The sequence below is a fragment of the Amycolatopsis albispora genome (assembly GCF_003312875.1).
In the GTDB taxonomy this organism is placed as follows: domain Bacteria; phylum Actinomycetota; class Actinomycetes; order Mycobacteriales; family Pseudonocardiaceae; genus Amycolatopsis; species Amycolatopsis albispora.
In genome coordinates, this window is record NZ_CP015163.1 from 3398880 (window position 1) to 3414749 (window position 15870).

13 protein-coding genes are annotated in these 15870 nt (G+C 71.3%); 8 read left to right on the forward strand and 5 right to left on the reverse strand.

Features of this window, described 5'->3' with window-relative positions; translation table 11 throughout:
• The first annotated feature begins 45 nt into the window (after positions 1-45).
• Positions 46-825 (forward strand): class I SAM-dependent methyltransferase, encoded by a 780-nt coding sequence (locus tag A4R43_RS15805; RefSeq protein ID WP_236809043.1) that lies wholly within the window; start codon positions 46-48, stop codon positions 823-825.
• Here the strand turns inward: A4R43_RS15805 and A4R43_RS15810 are convergent.
• Genes A4R43_RS15810 through A4R43_RS15825 form a run of 4 tightly spaced genes read right to left on the reverse strand, consistent with a single transcriptional unit; the run spans position 815 to position 6740 of the window.
• Positions 815-3142 carry a polysaccharide lyase 8 family protein gene (locus A4R43_RS15810; RefSeq protein ID WP_113693017.1) on the reverse strand — a complete coding sequence of 776 codons (2328 nt, stop codon included), beginning with the start codon at positions 3140-3142 and terminating at the stop codon, positions 815-817. The two genes, A4R43_RS15805 and A4R43_RS15810, sit on opposite strands and share 11 nt — an antisense overlap.
• A 12-nt stretch (positions 3143-3154) precedes the next feature.
• Entirely contained in the window at positions 3155-4630 is a 1476-nt protein-coding gene (locus A4R43_RS15815) for an aldehyde dehydrogenase (NADP(+)) (protein WP_113693018.1), read from the reverse strand.
• An 11-nt stretch (positions 4631-4641) separates the two neighbouring features.
• Positions 4642-5781, reverse strand: a complete 1140-nt coding sequence (locus tag A4R43_RS15820; RefSeq protein WP_113693019.1) for a hypothetical protein — start codon at positions 5779-5781, stop codon at positions 4642-4644.
• Positions 5781-6740: a 5-dehydro-4-deoxyglucarate dehydratase gene (locus tag A4R43_RS15825; protein ID WP_236809046.1), complete on the reverse strand. Its 960-nt coding sequence runs from the start codon at positions 6738-6740 to the stop codon at positions 5781-5783. The genes A4R43_RS15820 and A4R43_RS15825 overlap by 1 nt, the downstream gene beginning before the upstream one ends.
• Before the next feature lie 128 nt (positions 6741-6868).
• On the opposite strand from A4R43_RS15825, the gene A4R43_RS15830 reads away from it, so the two are divergent.
• From A4R43_RS15830 to A4R43_RS15850, 5 genes are all read left to right on the forward strand, one after another.
• Positions 6869-7672 (forward strand): IclR family transcriptional regulator, encoded by an 804-nt coding sequence (locus tag A4R43_RS15830; RefSeq protein WP_113693021.1) that lies wholly within the window; start codon positions 6869-6871, stop codon positions 7670-7672.
• Positions 7673-7701: 29 nt separating this feature from the next.
• On the forward strand, positions 7702-8526 hold the full coding sequence (locus tag A4R43_RS15835; RefSeq protein WP_113693022.1) for an NAD-dependent epimerase/dehydratase family protein: 825 nt from the start codon (positions 7702-7704) through the stop codon (positions 8524-8526).
• A 309-nt stretch (positions 8527-8835) separates the two neighbouring features.
• Positions 8836-10308: a flavin-containing monooxygenase gene (locus A4R43_RS15840; protein ID WP_113693023.1), complete on the forward strand. Its 1473-nt coding sequence runs from the start codon at positions 8836-8838 to the stop codon at positions 10306-10308.
• Entirely contained in the window at positions 10305-11165 is an 861-nt protein-coding gene (locus tag A4R43_RS15845; protein WP_113693024.1) for a metal-dependent hydrolase, read from the forward strand. The genes A4R43_RS15840 and A4R43_RS15845 overlap by 4 nt, the downstream gene beginning before the upstream one ends.
• The gene (locus A4R43_RS15850) at positions 11162-12193 is read left to right on the forward strand and encodes a PDR/VanB family oxidoreductase (protein ID WP_113693025.1); all 1032 of its coding nucleotides are present in this window, start codon (positions 11162-11164) and stop codon (positions 12191-12193) included. The genes A4R43_RS15845 and A4R43_RS15850 overlap by 4 nt, the downstream gene beginning before the upstream one ends.
• On the opposite strand, the gene A4R43_RS15855 is transcribed toward A4R43_RS15850, so the two are convergent.
• The gene (locus tag A4R43_RS15855) at positions 12190-13704 is read right to left on the reverse strand and encodes an ORC-CDC6 family AAA ATPase (RefSeq protein ID WP_113693026.1); all 1515 of its coding nucleotides are present in this window, start codon (positions 13702-13704) and stop codon (positions 12190-12192) included. The genes A4R43_RS15850 and A4R43_RS15855 overlap by 4 nt on opposite strands.
• Before the next feature lie 96 nt (positions 13705-13800).
• Here A4R43_RS15855 and A4R43_RS15860 point away from each other — a divergent pair, with 96 nt between their 5' ends.
• Positions 13801-14601, forward strand: coding sequence for a class I SAM-dependent methyltransferase (locus A4R43_RS15860; protein ID WP_113693027.1), 801 nt, complete (start codon positions 13801-13803; stop codon positions 14599-14601).
• A gap of 1 nt (position 14602) precedes the next feature.
• Positions 14603-15838 (forward strand): hypothetical protein, encoded by a 1236-nt coding sequence (locus A4R43_RS15865; RefSeq protein WP_113693028.1) that lies wholly within the window; start codon positions 14603-14605, stop codon positions 15836-15838.
• Positions 15839-15870 lie beyond the last annotated feature (32 nt).

Genomic DNA, 15870 nt, shown 5'->3' on the forward strand with positions numbered 1-15870 from the left:
GAATTCGCTGGACGTCCCCGCCGGGCTGTCCTAGCGTCGGCAGGCGTGTCACCCGTGGATCTGGAGGAGTTCGAACGCCTGCTCGCCGAAGGGGAAGCCGAGCCCGTCGAGGGCTGGGACTTCTCCTGGTTCGACGGGCGCGCCACCGAGGAACGGCCGTCGTGGGGGTACTCGCGGCTGCTCGCCGACCGGCTTTCGGCCGCCTCGATCGCGCTCGACCTGCAGACCGGTGGCGGTGAGGTGCTGGCGAGCGCGGCCCGTGGCGGCACGCGCCTGGTCGCCACCGAAGGCTGGCCGCCCAACGCCGCGATCGCCGCGCAACGCCTGCGCCGCCTCGGCGGTTCGGTGGTGCTCGCCGCGCACGACGGCCTGCTTCCCTTCCGCGAGCACAGTTTCGACCTGATCACCGGCAGGCACCTGATCGTGGAGCCGTGGACCGAGATCGCGCGGGTGCTCCGGCCCGGCGGCACCTTCCTCACCCAGGGCGTCGGCACCGGCTCGAACCGCGAGCTGTACGAGTTCTTCCTCGGCCCGCAGGCGGGCAACAGCGAGACCGACGAGGGCGCGGCCGCCAGGGCCGCCGATCGGGCCCGCGACGCCGGGCTCGAAGTACTCGACGTGCGTCACGAAAAGCTGCGCGTGGTGTTCTACGACGTCGGCGCGGTGGTCTACTTCCTGCGCAAGGTGCTGTGGACGGTGCCGGACTTCACCGTGGCCAAGTACCGGCCGCGACTGGCCGAGCTGCACCGGCGCATCCAGGTGGAAGGCTCGTTCGTGGCGCATTCGCGGCGGTACCTGATCGAGGCACGCAAGCTCAGCGGCTGATCTTGACCGTCCTGGTGGCGCCCTGCGCCCCGGCCACGTCGACGTCCACCGACCGGCGCAGGATCGTCACCCGGATCGACTGCTGCAGCTGCGTCGGATCGGAGACCGCGACCTCCCAGCCGTCACGCACCCGCGCCACCGCGATCGACGCGGGACCCGAGACGGTCACGTCGTCGATCGTGCCACCGGTGAAGAAGTTCGCCAGCAGCGCGCCCTCCCGCAACCGGATCGCCTGCACCTCGGCGGTGTTCGACCGCACCCGCCACGACGAAGCCGAAGCCGCGGTGGCCGCCGCCGAAGCACCCGGCAGCACCACGTAGGCGTAGCTCGCGCCGGACGGGTTCGCGCCGTGCTCGATCACCACCTTCTGGTACCGCCGCGTGTACGGCGTGGTGGTGCCACCGGTGTTCGCGCCCTTGTCGATGTCGGCCCAGGCGCCGGTGCGGTCCTCCCGCAGCACCGAAACGTCCACATCGGACAGCAGCACGTAACCACCGACACCGTCCAAGTGCGCCCAGCGCGGGTTCCGCAGCGCGGTCGTTTTACCGAGTTCGATCGGCAACAGACGGCCGTCCGCCCGCAGCGCGTTGCGTGGATTCGCGCCGAGAGCACGGTTTTCCACGGTGGTCCGCACGTTCGCGCCGCTGGCGTCGCTGATGCCCGCGCCGAGGCACACCACACCGTCAGGGGTGAAGAACCACGACTTCTTCGCGGTGAGCGTGCCGTCCTGCGAGATGAAGTCGACCCCGTAGGCGCCGTGCTGGGCGTCGAACCGCACGCCACCCGAATACGGCTTGCTGGACAACGGGATCTGCTCCAGCTTCGGCGGTTCGGAGTCCTTCGCCGTGGTGCCCGGCAGCAGTTTCGCGTCGACCGTCGGCCAGTAGGCGTCGCTGTAGTGGCCCTCGGCGTCGGGCCGGAACACGTACAGCACGCCGTCGCCGGTGTACCAGCCGCGCAGGTTCATCGAGTTGATCGCCTCGTACCGGCAGATCCGCGTCGAGCTGACCCCGAGCGACGCCGACCACGACGGTGTGACGTGCAGCATCCGGTCCTGCTGGCCGAACACCCGGTGCTCCGGCACCACCGGCGCCGGAGCCGGGTTCGACGCCAGCAACTCCTGCGCGTACTCGACCTCCGGCACGCCCACCGGCTGCAGCCCGCCGGAGAACCGCCCGACGTCGGTCACCTCCAGGTAGGGTGCCCACTTGCCGCGCTGGATCCACGAGGCGACCAGCCCGGTCAGCTGCGCGCGTTCCGGTTCGGGCGCGTTGCGCGCCAGCAGCGCCGTCGCGGCGGTCAGCTGGTGCCCGGCGTCGTGCCCGGTTTCCCCTTGCCTGGACAGGAACCGGCCGCGCACCGGCTCCATCATGTAGCCGTTGAACATGAACGGCGCCAGCGAATCCGGCACGGTCGCGCAGATCGCCCGCCGCACCTGCGCCGGCAGTTCCCACTCGGTGCCGCGGGTGATCTCCATCAGCCCGGCCACGGCCTGCACCAGTACCAGCGCGTAGTGACCCGGATAGGGCACCACGTCGTGCTGGATGAACGAGCCGTCGGTGTGGAAACCGTCGCCCGAGGTGACCTTCGCGATCAGGCTGGCCGCACCACCACCGGCCACGTCGGTCACCGCGTCCACGCCGAGCTGGATGCGTGCGCTGTCCGCCATCATCGCGCCGGACACCACGGTCAGCGTGGCCTTGTCGGCCCGGTTCGCGCCGGTTTCCACCACCCGGGGGTTGTTGGTGCGCCGGTTGGGGTCGGCGACGAACCGCAGCACCGGCCGCAGGTACCGCTCGCGATCGGCCGCCGGCACGATGTCCCAAGTGGACGCCAGCGTCTGCAGCAACCACAGCGGGGTGCCGATCTCGTAGCTGTACCAGTTGCCGATCTCGTCGGTGTTTTCGTTGTACTGCACGCGGTACAGCGTTTCCAGCGCGGTGTGGATCCGTCGCGGCAGCGCCGGGTCCGCCGAGAGCGCGGAGCCCGGCGTTGCCCAGTTCACCGCGATGGTGCGCAGCCGGTAGTACATCTTCTGGAAGTAGGTGCTGCCCGGCCCCACCGGCAGATCCGGCCACAGCTGGTCGCGCGTGGTGTCCATCGCGGCGTTGTACGCCACGGCGACCTCGTCCAGCGCCTGGACCGCCTTCGTCCGCTCCGGCGAGGTGCGCCCGGCACCCACCTGGAGGTACCGGTACGCGGCGATGATCTTCGCCGGATCGCCGCCGGCCGCGGCCAGGTGCGGGAACGCACCGGTCGCGGCCACGGCCACCACCGCCCCGCCGAGCAACGCCGATCTGCGGGTGAGTTCGGGCATGGTGTCTCCCAGTCAGAGGATCTGCGGTGAACCGTCCGTCCGCCGCGGCAGCTGCCACGGGTTGTCCTCGCGCAGGGCGGGCGGCAGCAGCGCGTCGGGGAAGCCCTGCCAGGCCACCGGGCGCAGGAAGCGGTCGATCGCGGCGGTGCCCACCGAGGTGGTGGTCGGCGCGGTGGTGGCCGGGTACGGGCCGCCGTGCTGCTGCGCCCAGCTGACCGTGACCCCGGTCGGCCAGTCGTTGTACAGCACGCGACCGGCGATGCGGGCCAGCGGCGCCAGCAGCGGGCGCACATCGTCCACTTCGGACTCTTCGGCGTGCAGGGTGGCGGTCAGCCCCGGCTCGAGGCCGTTCAGCAGGCCGATCAGTTCTTCCTGGCTGGAGTAGGTGATCACCAATGAAGCCGGGCCGAAGCACTCGTGCCGCAGCACCTCCGACCCCTTGGCGAAGTTCTCCGCGGTGGTGCTGAGCAGCGTCGGCGCGAAGCCGCTGCCCGCGTTCTCCGGCGCGGCCACCACCTCGACGCCCTCGGTGGACCGCAGTGCGGCCACGCCTTCGGAGTAGCCGCCCGCGATGCGGTCGTTGAGCATCTCCTGCGCGGCGACACCGTCCACAGCGGACTTGAGCGCGTTGTCCAGCCCGTGCTCGGCCGGCAGGAAGACCAGGCCCGGCTTGGTGCAGAACTGCCCGGCGCCCAGGGTGAACGAGCCCGCGTAGCCCTTCGCGATCTCCTCGCCGCGTGCCTTCACCGCGCCCGGGGTGACCACCACCGGGTTGACGCTGCCCAGCTCACCGTAGAACGGGATGGGCACCGGACGGGCGTTGGCGATGTCGAACAACGCCCGGCCGCCGGGCACCGATCCGGTGAACGACGCGGCCGAAATGCGCGGGTCCTTGAGCGCGGTCACCCCGGTTTCGCGGCCGTGGACGACTGCGAAGACGCCCTCCGGCGCCCCGGCCGCGAGCAGCGCGGCGAGCAGGACGCGCCCGGTCTGGTCGGTCAGGCGCGGGTGCCCGGGGTGCGCCTTGAGCACCACCGGGCAGCCGGCGGCCAGCGCCGAGGCGGTGTCCCCGCCCGCGGTGCTGAAGGCGAACGGGAAGTTGCTGGCGGCGAAAACCAGCACCGGCCCGATCGGCACCAGCACCCGGCGGATGTCCGGGCGCGGGCCCATCGGCCACTCCGGATCGGCGTGGTCCACGGTGGCCCGCAGGAAGGCGCCGTCGGTCAGCACCTGGCCGAACAACCGCAGCTGGAAGGTGGTGCGCTTCAGCTCACCACGCAGGCGCGGGGCGGCGGGCAGGTGGGTTTCCTCGGCGGCCAGCGCGACCAGTTCGTCGGCGGCCGCGTCGAGCGCGTCGGCGGCCGCGGTGAGCCAGCCGGCCCGCTCGGCGGGCGTGGTCTCGGCGAGCGCGGGCGCGACGTCCGCAGCGGCCTGGAGCACCCGCTCCAGCTCGGCTTCTTCGGTTTCGGCGGCAAGTTCTGCAGACAAGGCACAAACTCCTAGTTCACGGTGCGGGCGCCGCGCACGGCGGCGGCCAGGTCGGCCCAGCGACCGGCGCCGGCCAGGCCGAGGTGGTACAGGTGCAGTTCACCGGCGCCGGCCTTGGCCAGCTCGGCGGTGTAGCGGTCGATCTCGGGCACCGGGCTGGCGGCCACCGCGGTCACGTACGCGCCGACGTCCACATTGGACGGAAGCGTGGCACGGGCGGCGGCGACCGCGTCCACGCTGACCTGCCCGGGCGCCCAGCACTGGAGCACCACGGAATGCACGTCGTCGGGCGCGCCCGGGGTCAGTCCCGGCAACGCCCCGGTCACCCAGGGGTCCAGTGCCCCGTGCAGCACCAGTCTAGGCCCGGCGCCGATCTCGGCGAGGATCCCGGCCCGCAGCGCGTCGACGGACCGCTGCCGTCCGGCGAGCACGGTCGCCTTGACCTCCGGCGACAGGTTGTCCTCGGTGGCGCCGAGGTCGCCGCTGGCGATCAGGCGCCGCGCCTCGGCGGCGAGCGCGGCCTGGATCTCGCCGGTGTCGCCGTCCCACTGCGCCGCGCAGGCCGCGCAGCAGCAGATCGACAGCACGCGTGCCGCCGCCGGCGACCACACCCCGTCGGTTTTCTCGTGCTGGTGCTGGTGGACCACGCCGAGCGGCCCGCAGGCCTCCAGGATCACCGACCGGAACTCCAGCCCGCGCACGCTTTCCGCGGCCACCTTCGCGGCGTACTCGCGGACCTCCTCACGGGCCGGGCACAGGGCCCACGGGTACACCTCGCCGAAGCAGTTCCGCACCGCGACCTCCGGGTGTTTGGTGCCCAGCAGCGAATTGTGCGTGAACACCACCCAGGCGGCCGCGGGAATCCCGGCCTTGCCGAGCGCACGCACCGCGTCACCGGCGCTGTCCTCGGCACCGGCCCAGTCCGGCTCGGCGGGGCGCAGCCGTCCCCAGGCGGACTCGCGGATCGGGCGGTAGAACGCGGCGTGCCGCGCCACCACCGACGACCTGCTCGGCGACCAGGGGGTCGCCGCCCGCGTGCTGTGGTACGAGACCGCGACGGCGACCTCGTCCACACCGAGTTCTTCCGCGCGCTCGGTGAATCCCGGCGCGTCCAGCACGTCCCACGGGTAGGCGTAGCCGGTCACCCTCATCACGCGGCCCCGATCCGGCCGAGCACCGCGAAGCCTTCGCTGACGATGCGTTCGAGGCGGTCCAGCTGCGCCGGGTTCGGTTCACGCAGCGGCGGGCGCACGGTGCCCACCTTCTCCCCGCGCAGCCGGGCCGCGGCCTTGACCAGCGACACCGCGAACCCCGGTGTCTCGTCACGCAGTTCGACCAGCGGCAGGTAGAACCCGGCCAGCAGCGCGTCCATCGTCGCTTCGTCCCCAGTGGACAGTGCTTTGTGGAAGGCGTGCGCGATCTCGGGCGCGAAGCAGTGCACCGCCGACGAATACCGGGCGACGCCGATGGCCGCGTAGGCTCGTGCCGACACTTCGGCGGTGGGCAGTCCGTTGAAGAACAGGAACTCCTGTCCGCGCGGGTTGTCCGCGCCGCGGATGCCGGTGACGATCCTGGTCATCAGGTCGACGTCACCGAAGCCGTCCTTGAGCCCGGCCACCGACGGCAGCTCGAGCAGCTGGACCGCGGCGGCCGCGGTGAACACGCCCGGCGAACGGTGGTAGACGATCACCGGGACGCCGCTGTCGCCGATGGTGTGGCGGACGTGGTCGACCAGCCCGTCCGGCGGGCCGGTGACCAGGTACGGCGGCAGGAGCAGCACCCCGTCCGCACCACCCGCCTCGGCCGCGGCGACCCCGGCGCGCGCGGTGGCGGACCCGCCGCCGGCCCCGACCCAGATCGGCACGCGCCCGGCGACCACTTCACGAGCCCTGGCCAGCAGCGCCTGCACCTCGTCGGGGGCCAGCGAACTGAACTCGCCCGTGCCGCACGCGATGAACAACGCCCCCGCCCCCGCCTCCAGGTGCCGTTCGACGTGGTCGGCGAAGGCACCGAGGTCGAGCTGGAGGTCCTCGGTGAACGGGGTGAGCGGGAACGCGAGCAGGCCGTCCAGTTCCGTCTTGGCCGTCTTGGGCTGTCCCAACTTCCCCACCACAACCCTTCTGTTCACATTTATGAATCAGATCTGCTATCGTGACGCTCGTTCACCTACAAGAACACTGTCGCAGGACGTTAATATGGGTGCGGACACAAGTCAACCCGCAGGTGGAGGAGGGGGCGATGGCTCAGCCGACGGCTGTTTCAGCCGGTGAGCAGAATGCCGAGCCGGCCGGCGTCAAATCCGCGCGCCGAGCGATCGACCTGCTGGAGACCTTCGCCGAGAACGACGTCTGGATGTCGCTCTCGGACCTGCACACCCGCACCGGGTTCCCGCGGTCCAGCCTGCACGGGCTGCTGCGGACCCTGCACGAGGCCGGTTGGCTGGAGACCGATTCCAGTGGCACGCGGTACCGCCTCGGCGTGCGCGCGCTGATCTGCGGAACGGCCTACCTCGACCGGGACCCGGTGGTGCCGTTCGCCACCGAGGCACTGGAGAAGGTGCGTGAGCGCACCGGGTTCACCGCGCACTACGCGCGGCGCAACGGCACCGAGGTGGTGTACCTGGAAACGCGGGAGTCCGCGAAGTCCATCCACCTGGTCTCGCGGGTCGGCCGCACGCTGCCCGCGCACGCCACCGCGCTGGGCAAGGTGCTGCTCGCCGAACTCACCCACGACGAGATCGACGCGCTGCTGCCGAACCCGCTCACCGCGCTCACGCCCAACACGGTGACCTCGCTCGACGAGCTGCACCGCCAGTTCGCCGAGACACGGGAACGCGGGTACGCCTCGGAGATCGAGGAAGGCACGCCGGGCATCCGGTGCGTGGCCGCGGTGGTGCCGTACCGCATCCCCGGCACCGACGCGCTCAGCTGCTCGATGCCGGTCGACCAGGTCACCGAGGCCGAGGCGCGGCGGGCGGGCGAGCTGATCGCCGAGATCACCACCGAACTCGGGCAAACCCTGCGACGCGCCGGTATCCGCTGAAACTCTCCCTGGTTGAAGAAAGAGGCGTCATGGCAGACGAGCGCGTCCTGATCACGGGTGCGTCGGGGGTGGTGGGCACGCTGATGCGGCCGCGGCTGGCCAAGCCGGGCCGGATCCTGCGGCTGCTCGACGTGCGCCCGCCCGCTCCCCCGGAGCCCGGCGAGGCGGTCGAGGTGCTGACCGGGTCGGTCACCGATCCCGAAGCGATGGCGCGGGCCTGCGAAGGCGCCGACGCGCTGATCCACCTCGGCGGGCACAGCCGCGAGAACTCGTGGGAAGAGATCCTCGACGTCAACATCAACGGCACGCAGATCGCGCTGGCCGCGGCGCAGGCGGCCGGGATCAAGCGCGTGATCCTGGCGTCGAGCAACCACGCGGTCGGCTTCCGCCGGAACGACGAGGCTGGCCCGGACGGGCTGCCCGCCGATTCGAGCGCGCGGCCGGACACGTACTACGGCGTGGGCAAGGCGGCGATGGAGGCGCTGGGGAGCCTCTACGCTTCGCGGTTCGGCATGGACGTGATCTGCGTGCGGATCGGGTCCTGCTTCGAAACGCCGGTTGTGCTGGGTCAGCGTGGGCTGACGACGTGGCTCTCCCCCGACGACGGGGCGCGGCTTTTCGAGGCCTGCCTGAGCGCGCCTTCGCCTGGGTACCGGCTGATCTGGGGCGTCTCGAACAACAAGCGGCGGCTGTTCTCGCTGGACGAGGCGGCCGCGCTGGGGTACGAGCCGCAGGACGATGCCGAGTCGTATGCCGCCGAGGTCGCCGACCTCCCCGGCCCGACGGGAATCGCCGCCGACCACATCGGCGGCCCGTTCTGCACCGCTCCCCTGGGCGAATACAACCCCCTCTGACCTGGATAGGCCCGGTGTCACGAATGTGGCTTTCGAGACGTATCGCGTCTCGAAAGCCACATTCGTGACACCGCCAGGTCCCGCCGGGCCATGCCTGCCCCAGCACGGCGACCACCCGCGGGCAGCCAGCCCTCCATCACCCCCGGTCCGGACACGAATGTGGCTTTCGGGGCGGAAAACGCTCCGAAAGCCACATTCGTGTCCGTCGGCGTCCCCGCTTGACACGGCAATGCGCGTCCCGCATCCTACTCCGAAGTAGCTGTTACTTCCGGTTACAGCTACTTGTGTCCGCAACGGCGTGGAGGACCCATGGGTGCGCGGTTCAAGGTGGTCATCGTCGGTACCGGCTTCTCCGGGCTCGGCCAGGCGATCCAGCTGGAGAAGGCGGGCATCCGCGACTACGTGATCCTGGAGAAGGCCGACGAGGTCGGCGGCACCTGGCGCGACAACTCCTACCCCGGCTGCGCCTGCGACGTGCAGTCCCACATGTACTCCTTCTCCTACGAGCAGAACCCCGACTGGACCCGCTCCTTCTCCCGCCAGCCGGAGATCTTCGACTACCTCAAGGGCGTCACCGACAAGTACCGCCTGCGCGACAAGATCCGCTTCGGCGTGGAGATCACCGGCGCGCACTGGGACGAGTCGAAGAGCCTGTGGACCGTCGAAACCAAGTCCGGCGAGGAGTTCGTCGCGCAGTTCGTCGTGTCCGGGGTCGGCGGCCTGCACATCCCGCGCATCCCCGAACTGCCCGGCATCGAACGCTTCCAGGGCCGCACCTGGCACTCCGCGCAGTGGGACCACGACTACGACCTGACCGGCAAGCGCGTCGCCGTGGTCGGGACCGGGGCCAGCGCCATCCAGTTCGTGCCGCGCATCGCCCGCGACGTCACCCGGCTGGACCTCTTCCAGCGCACCCCGCCGTGGATCATGCCCAAGCCCGACCACGCCATGCCCGACTGGGCCAAGCAGCTGTTCCGCCGCGTCCCCGGCGCCCAGCGCGCCTACCGCACCGCGCTGTACTGGCTGCTCGAAGTCCGCGCGCTCGGCTTCAACGGCCACCCCGCGCTGATGAAGGCTGGCGAAGCCGTGGCCAAGCGCCACATCCGCAAGCAGATCCCGGACCACGACCTCCGCCGCAAGGTCACCCCGGACTACACCATGGGCTGCAAGCGCGTGCTCATCTCCAACGACTACTACCCCGCGCTCTCCCGCGACGACGTCAACGTGGTCACCGACGGCATCCGCGAGGTCCGCGAGCACTCCATTGTGGACGAAGCGGGTGTCGAGCACGAAGTCGACGCGATCATCTACGGCACCGGCTTCCACGTCACCGACGCGCTGGAGTACCTGCGCATCACCGGTGTCGACGGGCGCGATCTGGCCAAGGAATGGGCCACCGAGGGCATGCGCACGCACTTCGGCATCACCGTCGCCGGGTTCCCGAACCTGTTCTTCCTGCTCGGTCCGAACACCGCGCTGGGCCACAACTCGGTGGTCTTCATGATCGAGTCGCAGGCCCGGTACGTGGTGGACGCGATCAAGCTGACCGAACGCCACCGCGCCGCCGCGCTGACCGTGCGCGAGCGCGCGCAGGAGGAGTTCCAGGCCGAGATCCAGGACAAGCTGGTCAAGGGCGTGTGGACGCAGGGCGGCTGCAAGAGCTGGTACCTCGACGCGAAGGGCGTGAACCGGACCATCTGGCCCGGCTTCACCTGGCGTTACTGGCAGCGCACCCGCCACGTGGACCCGAGCCACTACGAGCTGACCGGGCGGGCGCGGTGACCACCGAGGACGAGCAGCTGGTGCTGCGCGCCCGCGACGTCCACTTCGACTGGTCCGCGCTGCCGATGCACTGGATCCCGGCCGAACCGCAGGCCACGCACACGATCAACGTGCTGCACCTGCTGCTGCCCGAGGGCGAGCGCTGGTTCGTCGAGCTGTTCAAGCAGGCCGTGCCGATGATCCGCGACGACCGGCTGCGCCAGGACGTGCTCGGCTTCATCGGCCAGGAGGCCATGCACGCCGAAGCACACAGCGGCGTGCTCGACCACTTCGAGGCACACGGGCTCGACCCGCGCCCCTACACCCGGCAGATGGAATGGGTGTTCCGCCGCCTGCTCGGCGACCGCGACCTCACCGGCAAGGCCCGCGAGGAGTGGATCATCGAGCGGGTCGCCATCGTCGCCGCGATCGAGCACTACACCGCGTTCCTCGGCCAGTGGATCCTCGACTCGGTGCCACTGGACCACGCCGGTGCCGATCCGACCATGCTGGACCTGCTGCGCTGGCACGGTGCCGAAGAGGTCGAGCACCGCGCCGTGGCCTACGACCTCTACCAGCACCTCGACGGCAGGTACCTGCGCCGGGCGCGCACGATGGCGCTGGTCACGCCGGTGCTGGCCTGGCTGTGGGTGCGTGGCACGCGGTTCCTGATGGCCGCCGACCCGACGCTGTCGCGGAAGGCGACCTGGGGCGCGTTCCGCAGCGGCGCGCGGCGCGGGCTGGTGCCGAGCGGGCGTCAGCTGCTGCGGGAGATCCGGCCGTACTTCCGGCGGTCGTACCACCCGTCCGAAACCGGCGACACCGAGCAGGCGGTGGCCTATCTCGCCAGTTCACCGGCGGCGCTGGCGGCCCAGTGACGCAGCCGAGGTTCCCGCCGGACCTGCGCGGCCGCCCCCGCGCGGACCGGCTGCTGTCCACGCTGAGCGGGGTCGCGGCGGTGTACACGCGGATCAGCCGGGTGAGCGGCCGGTGGCGCCCGCCGGTGGCCGCGGTGGACCGCGACCTGCCGATGGTGGTCGACGAGGCGGAAATGCTCGCCGAGGGCGTGAAAACCCTGCGGCTGCGCCGGATCGACGGCGCGCCGCTGCCTTCGTGGCGGCCCGGCGCACATCTCGACCTGGTCCTGCCGTCCGGCCGCGTCCGGCAGTACTCGTTGTGCGGTAATCCCGGCGACCTGGGCTGGTACCGCATCGCGGTGCGCCGGATCGAGGACGGGCACGGCGGTTCACGCGAGGTGCACGAAGCGGTGGGCGCCGGCACCCGGGTCACCGTGCGCGGGCCGCGCAACGCCTTTCCCTTCATCAGCGCGGGCAGCTACCAGTTCATCGCGGGCGGCATCGGCATCACGCCGATCCTGCCGATGGTGCACGCCGCCGCGGCGGCCGGTGCCGACTGGCGGCTGGTCTACACCGGCCGCGACCGCGCCTCCATGCCCTTCGCCGATGAACTGTCCACATTGGATACCGACCGGGTGTGGATCCGGCCGGACACCGAGTACGGCATTCCCGCTTCCGGCGCCGAACTGCTGGAGAAGGCACCGGAGGGCGCACACGTGTACTGCTGCGGCCCGATCCCGATGCTCACCTCGGTGCGCACCGACGCGCTGGCGGGCGGGGCCAGGACCGTCCACTTCGAACGGTTCGCCGAGCCGCCGATCGTGGACGGCAAGCCGTTCCTGGTCGAGCTGCGCCGCAGCGGGCGGACGGTGGAGGTGCCAGCCGACCGCTCGGCGCTGGAGGTGATCCGCGCGGTACGGCCGGAGGTCGCCTACTCCTGCCGACAGGGTTTCTGCGGCACCTGCCGCGTGCGCGTGCTCGACGGCGACCAGGACAGCATGCTGATCTGCACCGACCGCACCACCGGCACCATCGCACTCGACCTCTAGCGCAGCGCCGCCAGATCGACCACCTCCCGCGCCGGGCGGAAGTCGTCCGGTGGCACGCCTTTTGCGGTGCGCAGCCAGCCGACCCGATCCTGCGGCCTGCTCGACTTGCCCGCGGCCAGCAGCAGCGAGACATAGCAGCCGTAGTCCAGCGAGTACCCGTCATACAGGGTTCCCGGCGCGTTCTCGTCAACCACCCCGCGGCGCAGCAGGTGCAGCAGGCGGGCGTCGTGGAGGTCGTCGATCGCGGTCCACCGCGACTCCTGCGCCAGCAGGAAGGTCCGGCAGCGGCGGCGGCCGACCACCTCGTCGATCAGCTTGCGCAGCAGCTCGGCGGCGGCACGGTCGGTCTCGATCGCCTTGCGCTTGTCGCGCAGGTACCAGTCGCGGGCCGCGAGCCGGACGTCGCGGAGGTCGATCGGCTCGTCGTGCGCGTGCTGCGCGGCCAGCGCGGCGATGTTGATCGCGTCACGCGGCACCCCCTCCGCCGCTCGGGCCAGCTCCCCGAAGGCGTTGGGCCGGAACACCTCCCGCAAGAATGAGTCCACTTTGGAGGGTGGGTCGGCGAGCATCTTCGCCAGTGGCACCGAAGCGTGGTTGAACAGCAGCTCGGCGAAGAACTCGTCCTGCCCGGCGGGCTGGTCGTCCAGGCTGACCGCCGTCGCCGCGTCCGCGCCGACCTCGATCCCCAGGTGGTCCCCGTCGGGCAGGCGGCGGCGGAACCGCGACCGGCGCTCGATCGCGGCGATCTTCACCGTCAGCCCGTTGACCGGCAGCACGCTGCGGCGCAGCAGGTCGGCGAGCAGCGGCTGCAGCTCCAGCGGCAGGCTGCTCCACTCGTCGAGCAGCACCCAGAGCCGGGCACCGCCCAGCGCGGCGGCGATCCGCTGCAGCGCCCGGCCGAGCGGCCCGAACACCACCCGGTGCCGCTCGGTCCCGGTGCGGCGCAACGAACTCTCGGCGGTCAGCGCGTCCTTCCGCCGCCCCGACAGCTTCGCCGACGACGACACTTCGAGCCCGGCCTCCGCTTCGGCCGCCGCGCCGACCTTCGTGGCGCTCTCCACCTCACCGACCACCTCGACCGCGGTGGTGGCCTCGGCCAGCTCATCGAGCGCGGGCAACAGGCGGTGATCACCCACCTCGCGCTCGACGGCCAGCGTGAACAGCTCTTCGTGCAGCGCCTCCAGCGTGTCGACCAGCAGCTGCGTGCCACGCAGGTCCGCGCCCAGCTCGCTGTCCGAGTACAGCCCGCCGGCCGAGCCGATCGTGCGCAGGTCGAGGTAGACCGACAGATCACCGGACCGCGAGGCGAGTTCGTGCAGGTAACGCAGGGCGTGCGTTTTGCCGGTGCCGCGCCGCCCGTACAGGATCTGGTGGTCGGTCGAGTGCAGCATCGCGGCGAACGAGCCGGCCGCGACGAAGGTCCGGCTCAGCGTCGCCCGATCCACGCCCTCCGCTCGCCGGGGAATGCGCAACAGCGACTGGTTGAGGTGTGTCTGCCGCGAAGATCCCATCCCGTCCAGCCTGCTGGCAGGCCCGGGCGGGCAACAGCCCCCAGCCGGGTGTCGTCACGGCCCCGCACGGTGGCCGGGCTCGTTATAGTCAGGGGGGTGATCACCGGCGACTACCGCTACCCGGACTCCGGCGATCGGGTGACGGCCTCGTTCATCGGCCACCACGAGCCGTTTCCCGGCTACTGGGTGGCCAGCGAGCGCCTGGCGCTGGAGCGCCTCGTCGAACAGCTCGAAACCGGGCCACGCGAGCGGGTGCGCGCGCTGGACGCGGGCTGCGGTGACGGACGGCTGCTGCCGTGGCTCAGCGAGCTGGCCGCGACGATCACCGCCATCGACCCCGATCCGTCGCGGCTGGACGCGGCCCGCGGCAAGAGCGGCGAACTGGTGCCGGGCACCAAGATCACCTACACCGTCGCGGACACCTCGGGCGTCGGCGGCGGGCCGTACGACCTCCTCCTGGCCAACCACGTGATCCAGCACGTGCCGACCGGCGCGGTCGGCACGATCCTGCGGGACCTGGCCGCGCTCGCCGCCCCCGATGGCGCGCTGGTGCTGTGCTACAGCCGGTCGCCGGTCGGCCGCGGTGCCTACTCGCTCGACCGGCTGGTCGGCGGGCGCAGTACGTCGGAGCCGATCGACCGGGCGCGGTTCGACCAGATCGTCGCCGGTCCCGGCCTGCCGGACACGCTGCCGGTCCGCCTGCTCGACCCGGCGGAGGTGCGGGCGGAGGCCGCCGAGGCGGGCTGGCGGCTCGACTGGGAGTGGACCTACCACGTGCTGGACGACCTCGCCGGGCTCGACGCGCACGGCGACCGCGACGAACTGGTCAACGAATCCCCGTTGCTGGCCAAGGAAGTCGGCCGCGACACGGTGAACCTGTTCCGCCTGGCCGGCTGAGATGACCGAGTGGCCGCCCGGGGCGACGCGGAACAAGCTGCTGCTTTCCTTCGCCTGGCCGGTGCCGATGAGCACGGCCGAAGCGGAGGCCGTCTTCCGGCCCGGCCGCGGGCTGCTCGAACCGCTCGGCGGGCGGGTCGGCACCGAATGGTCCGTCGCCGAAGGCTTCCTGACCTCACACGGCGAGCCGCCGGACCGCTACCGGTTCACCGTCCCGCTGGCCATCGGCGAAGGCGACTCGTCCCTCCCTTGTGGACTGACCGTCACCTGGCATCCCGCGTACCACGCGATGACGCTGCTCGTCACCGCGACGATCTCCGGTCGTGGCGAGGTGCTCGAAACGTCCGATGTGGACCGCACCATCGCGATCCTGCACAGCCTGCACCACCGCCGGTCCGAGCCGTCCGGGCTGCTGCACGGCCGGTACCGGGACGAGCGGTACCCGTCGCTGCGGTCCGCCGTCGAGCGCGCCTTCGGCGAACTGGTCGACGGGTGCGGAGTGCGTGAGTCGCTGGACCGCAACGGCTGGTGTGTCGAACTGCGCGGGTACGACGGCCGGCCGCCGGACGCCACCGTGGCCGCCGACCCGCGCCCGTTCTACGGCCTGGCACACGGCGACGAGGGCTGGCGGTTTGTGCCGCGGGAGGTCGCGCGGCAGTCGCTCGGCGAGGCGTGGGGCACGCGCTCGTTCGTCGCCATGTACCCGGTTTCGGCCGGGATCGTCTGCCTCAACAACAAGGGCACGGTGTACTCGGCACACCAGACCGAGCTGGCGCGGCGGTACTTCGGCAAGGCGGAACCGTACTTCGAGCTGGACACCGAGATCGGCGGGCTCGACCACGGCGGGCTGCTGGTGCTGGAACGGGTGCTGATCCGGATGGCGCTGGCGCACCAGTGGCTGCACCGGGCGCAGCGGGAACTCGCCGAGGCCGCCGACGAGTCGCGGGCGGTGAACCGGCACCGCCTGCTGCGCGGCTCGCTCGACGACATCCTGCAGATGCTGAACTCCGTGCTGCCGCCCGAAGTCGACTCGCTGGAACGGCGGCTGATCACGAACATGGGCGTCGAGCGCATCGTGCGCCAGCTCGACCGGCAGGCGGAGGCGATGGACGAGGAAACCCGGTACGCCTACGAAAGCACGGTCAGCAACCGCGTCACGCGGCTCACCGTGGTGACCGTCATCCTCACCGTGGTCACCATCGTGCTGGGCATCCTGCAGGTCGTCTTCACCGTGTGACGCGGCCCCCTTGGACACGAATGTGGCTTTCG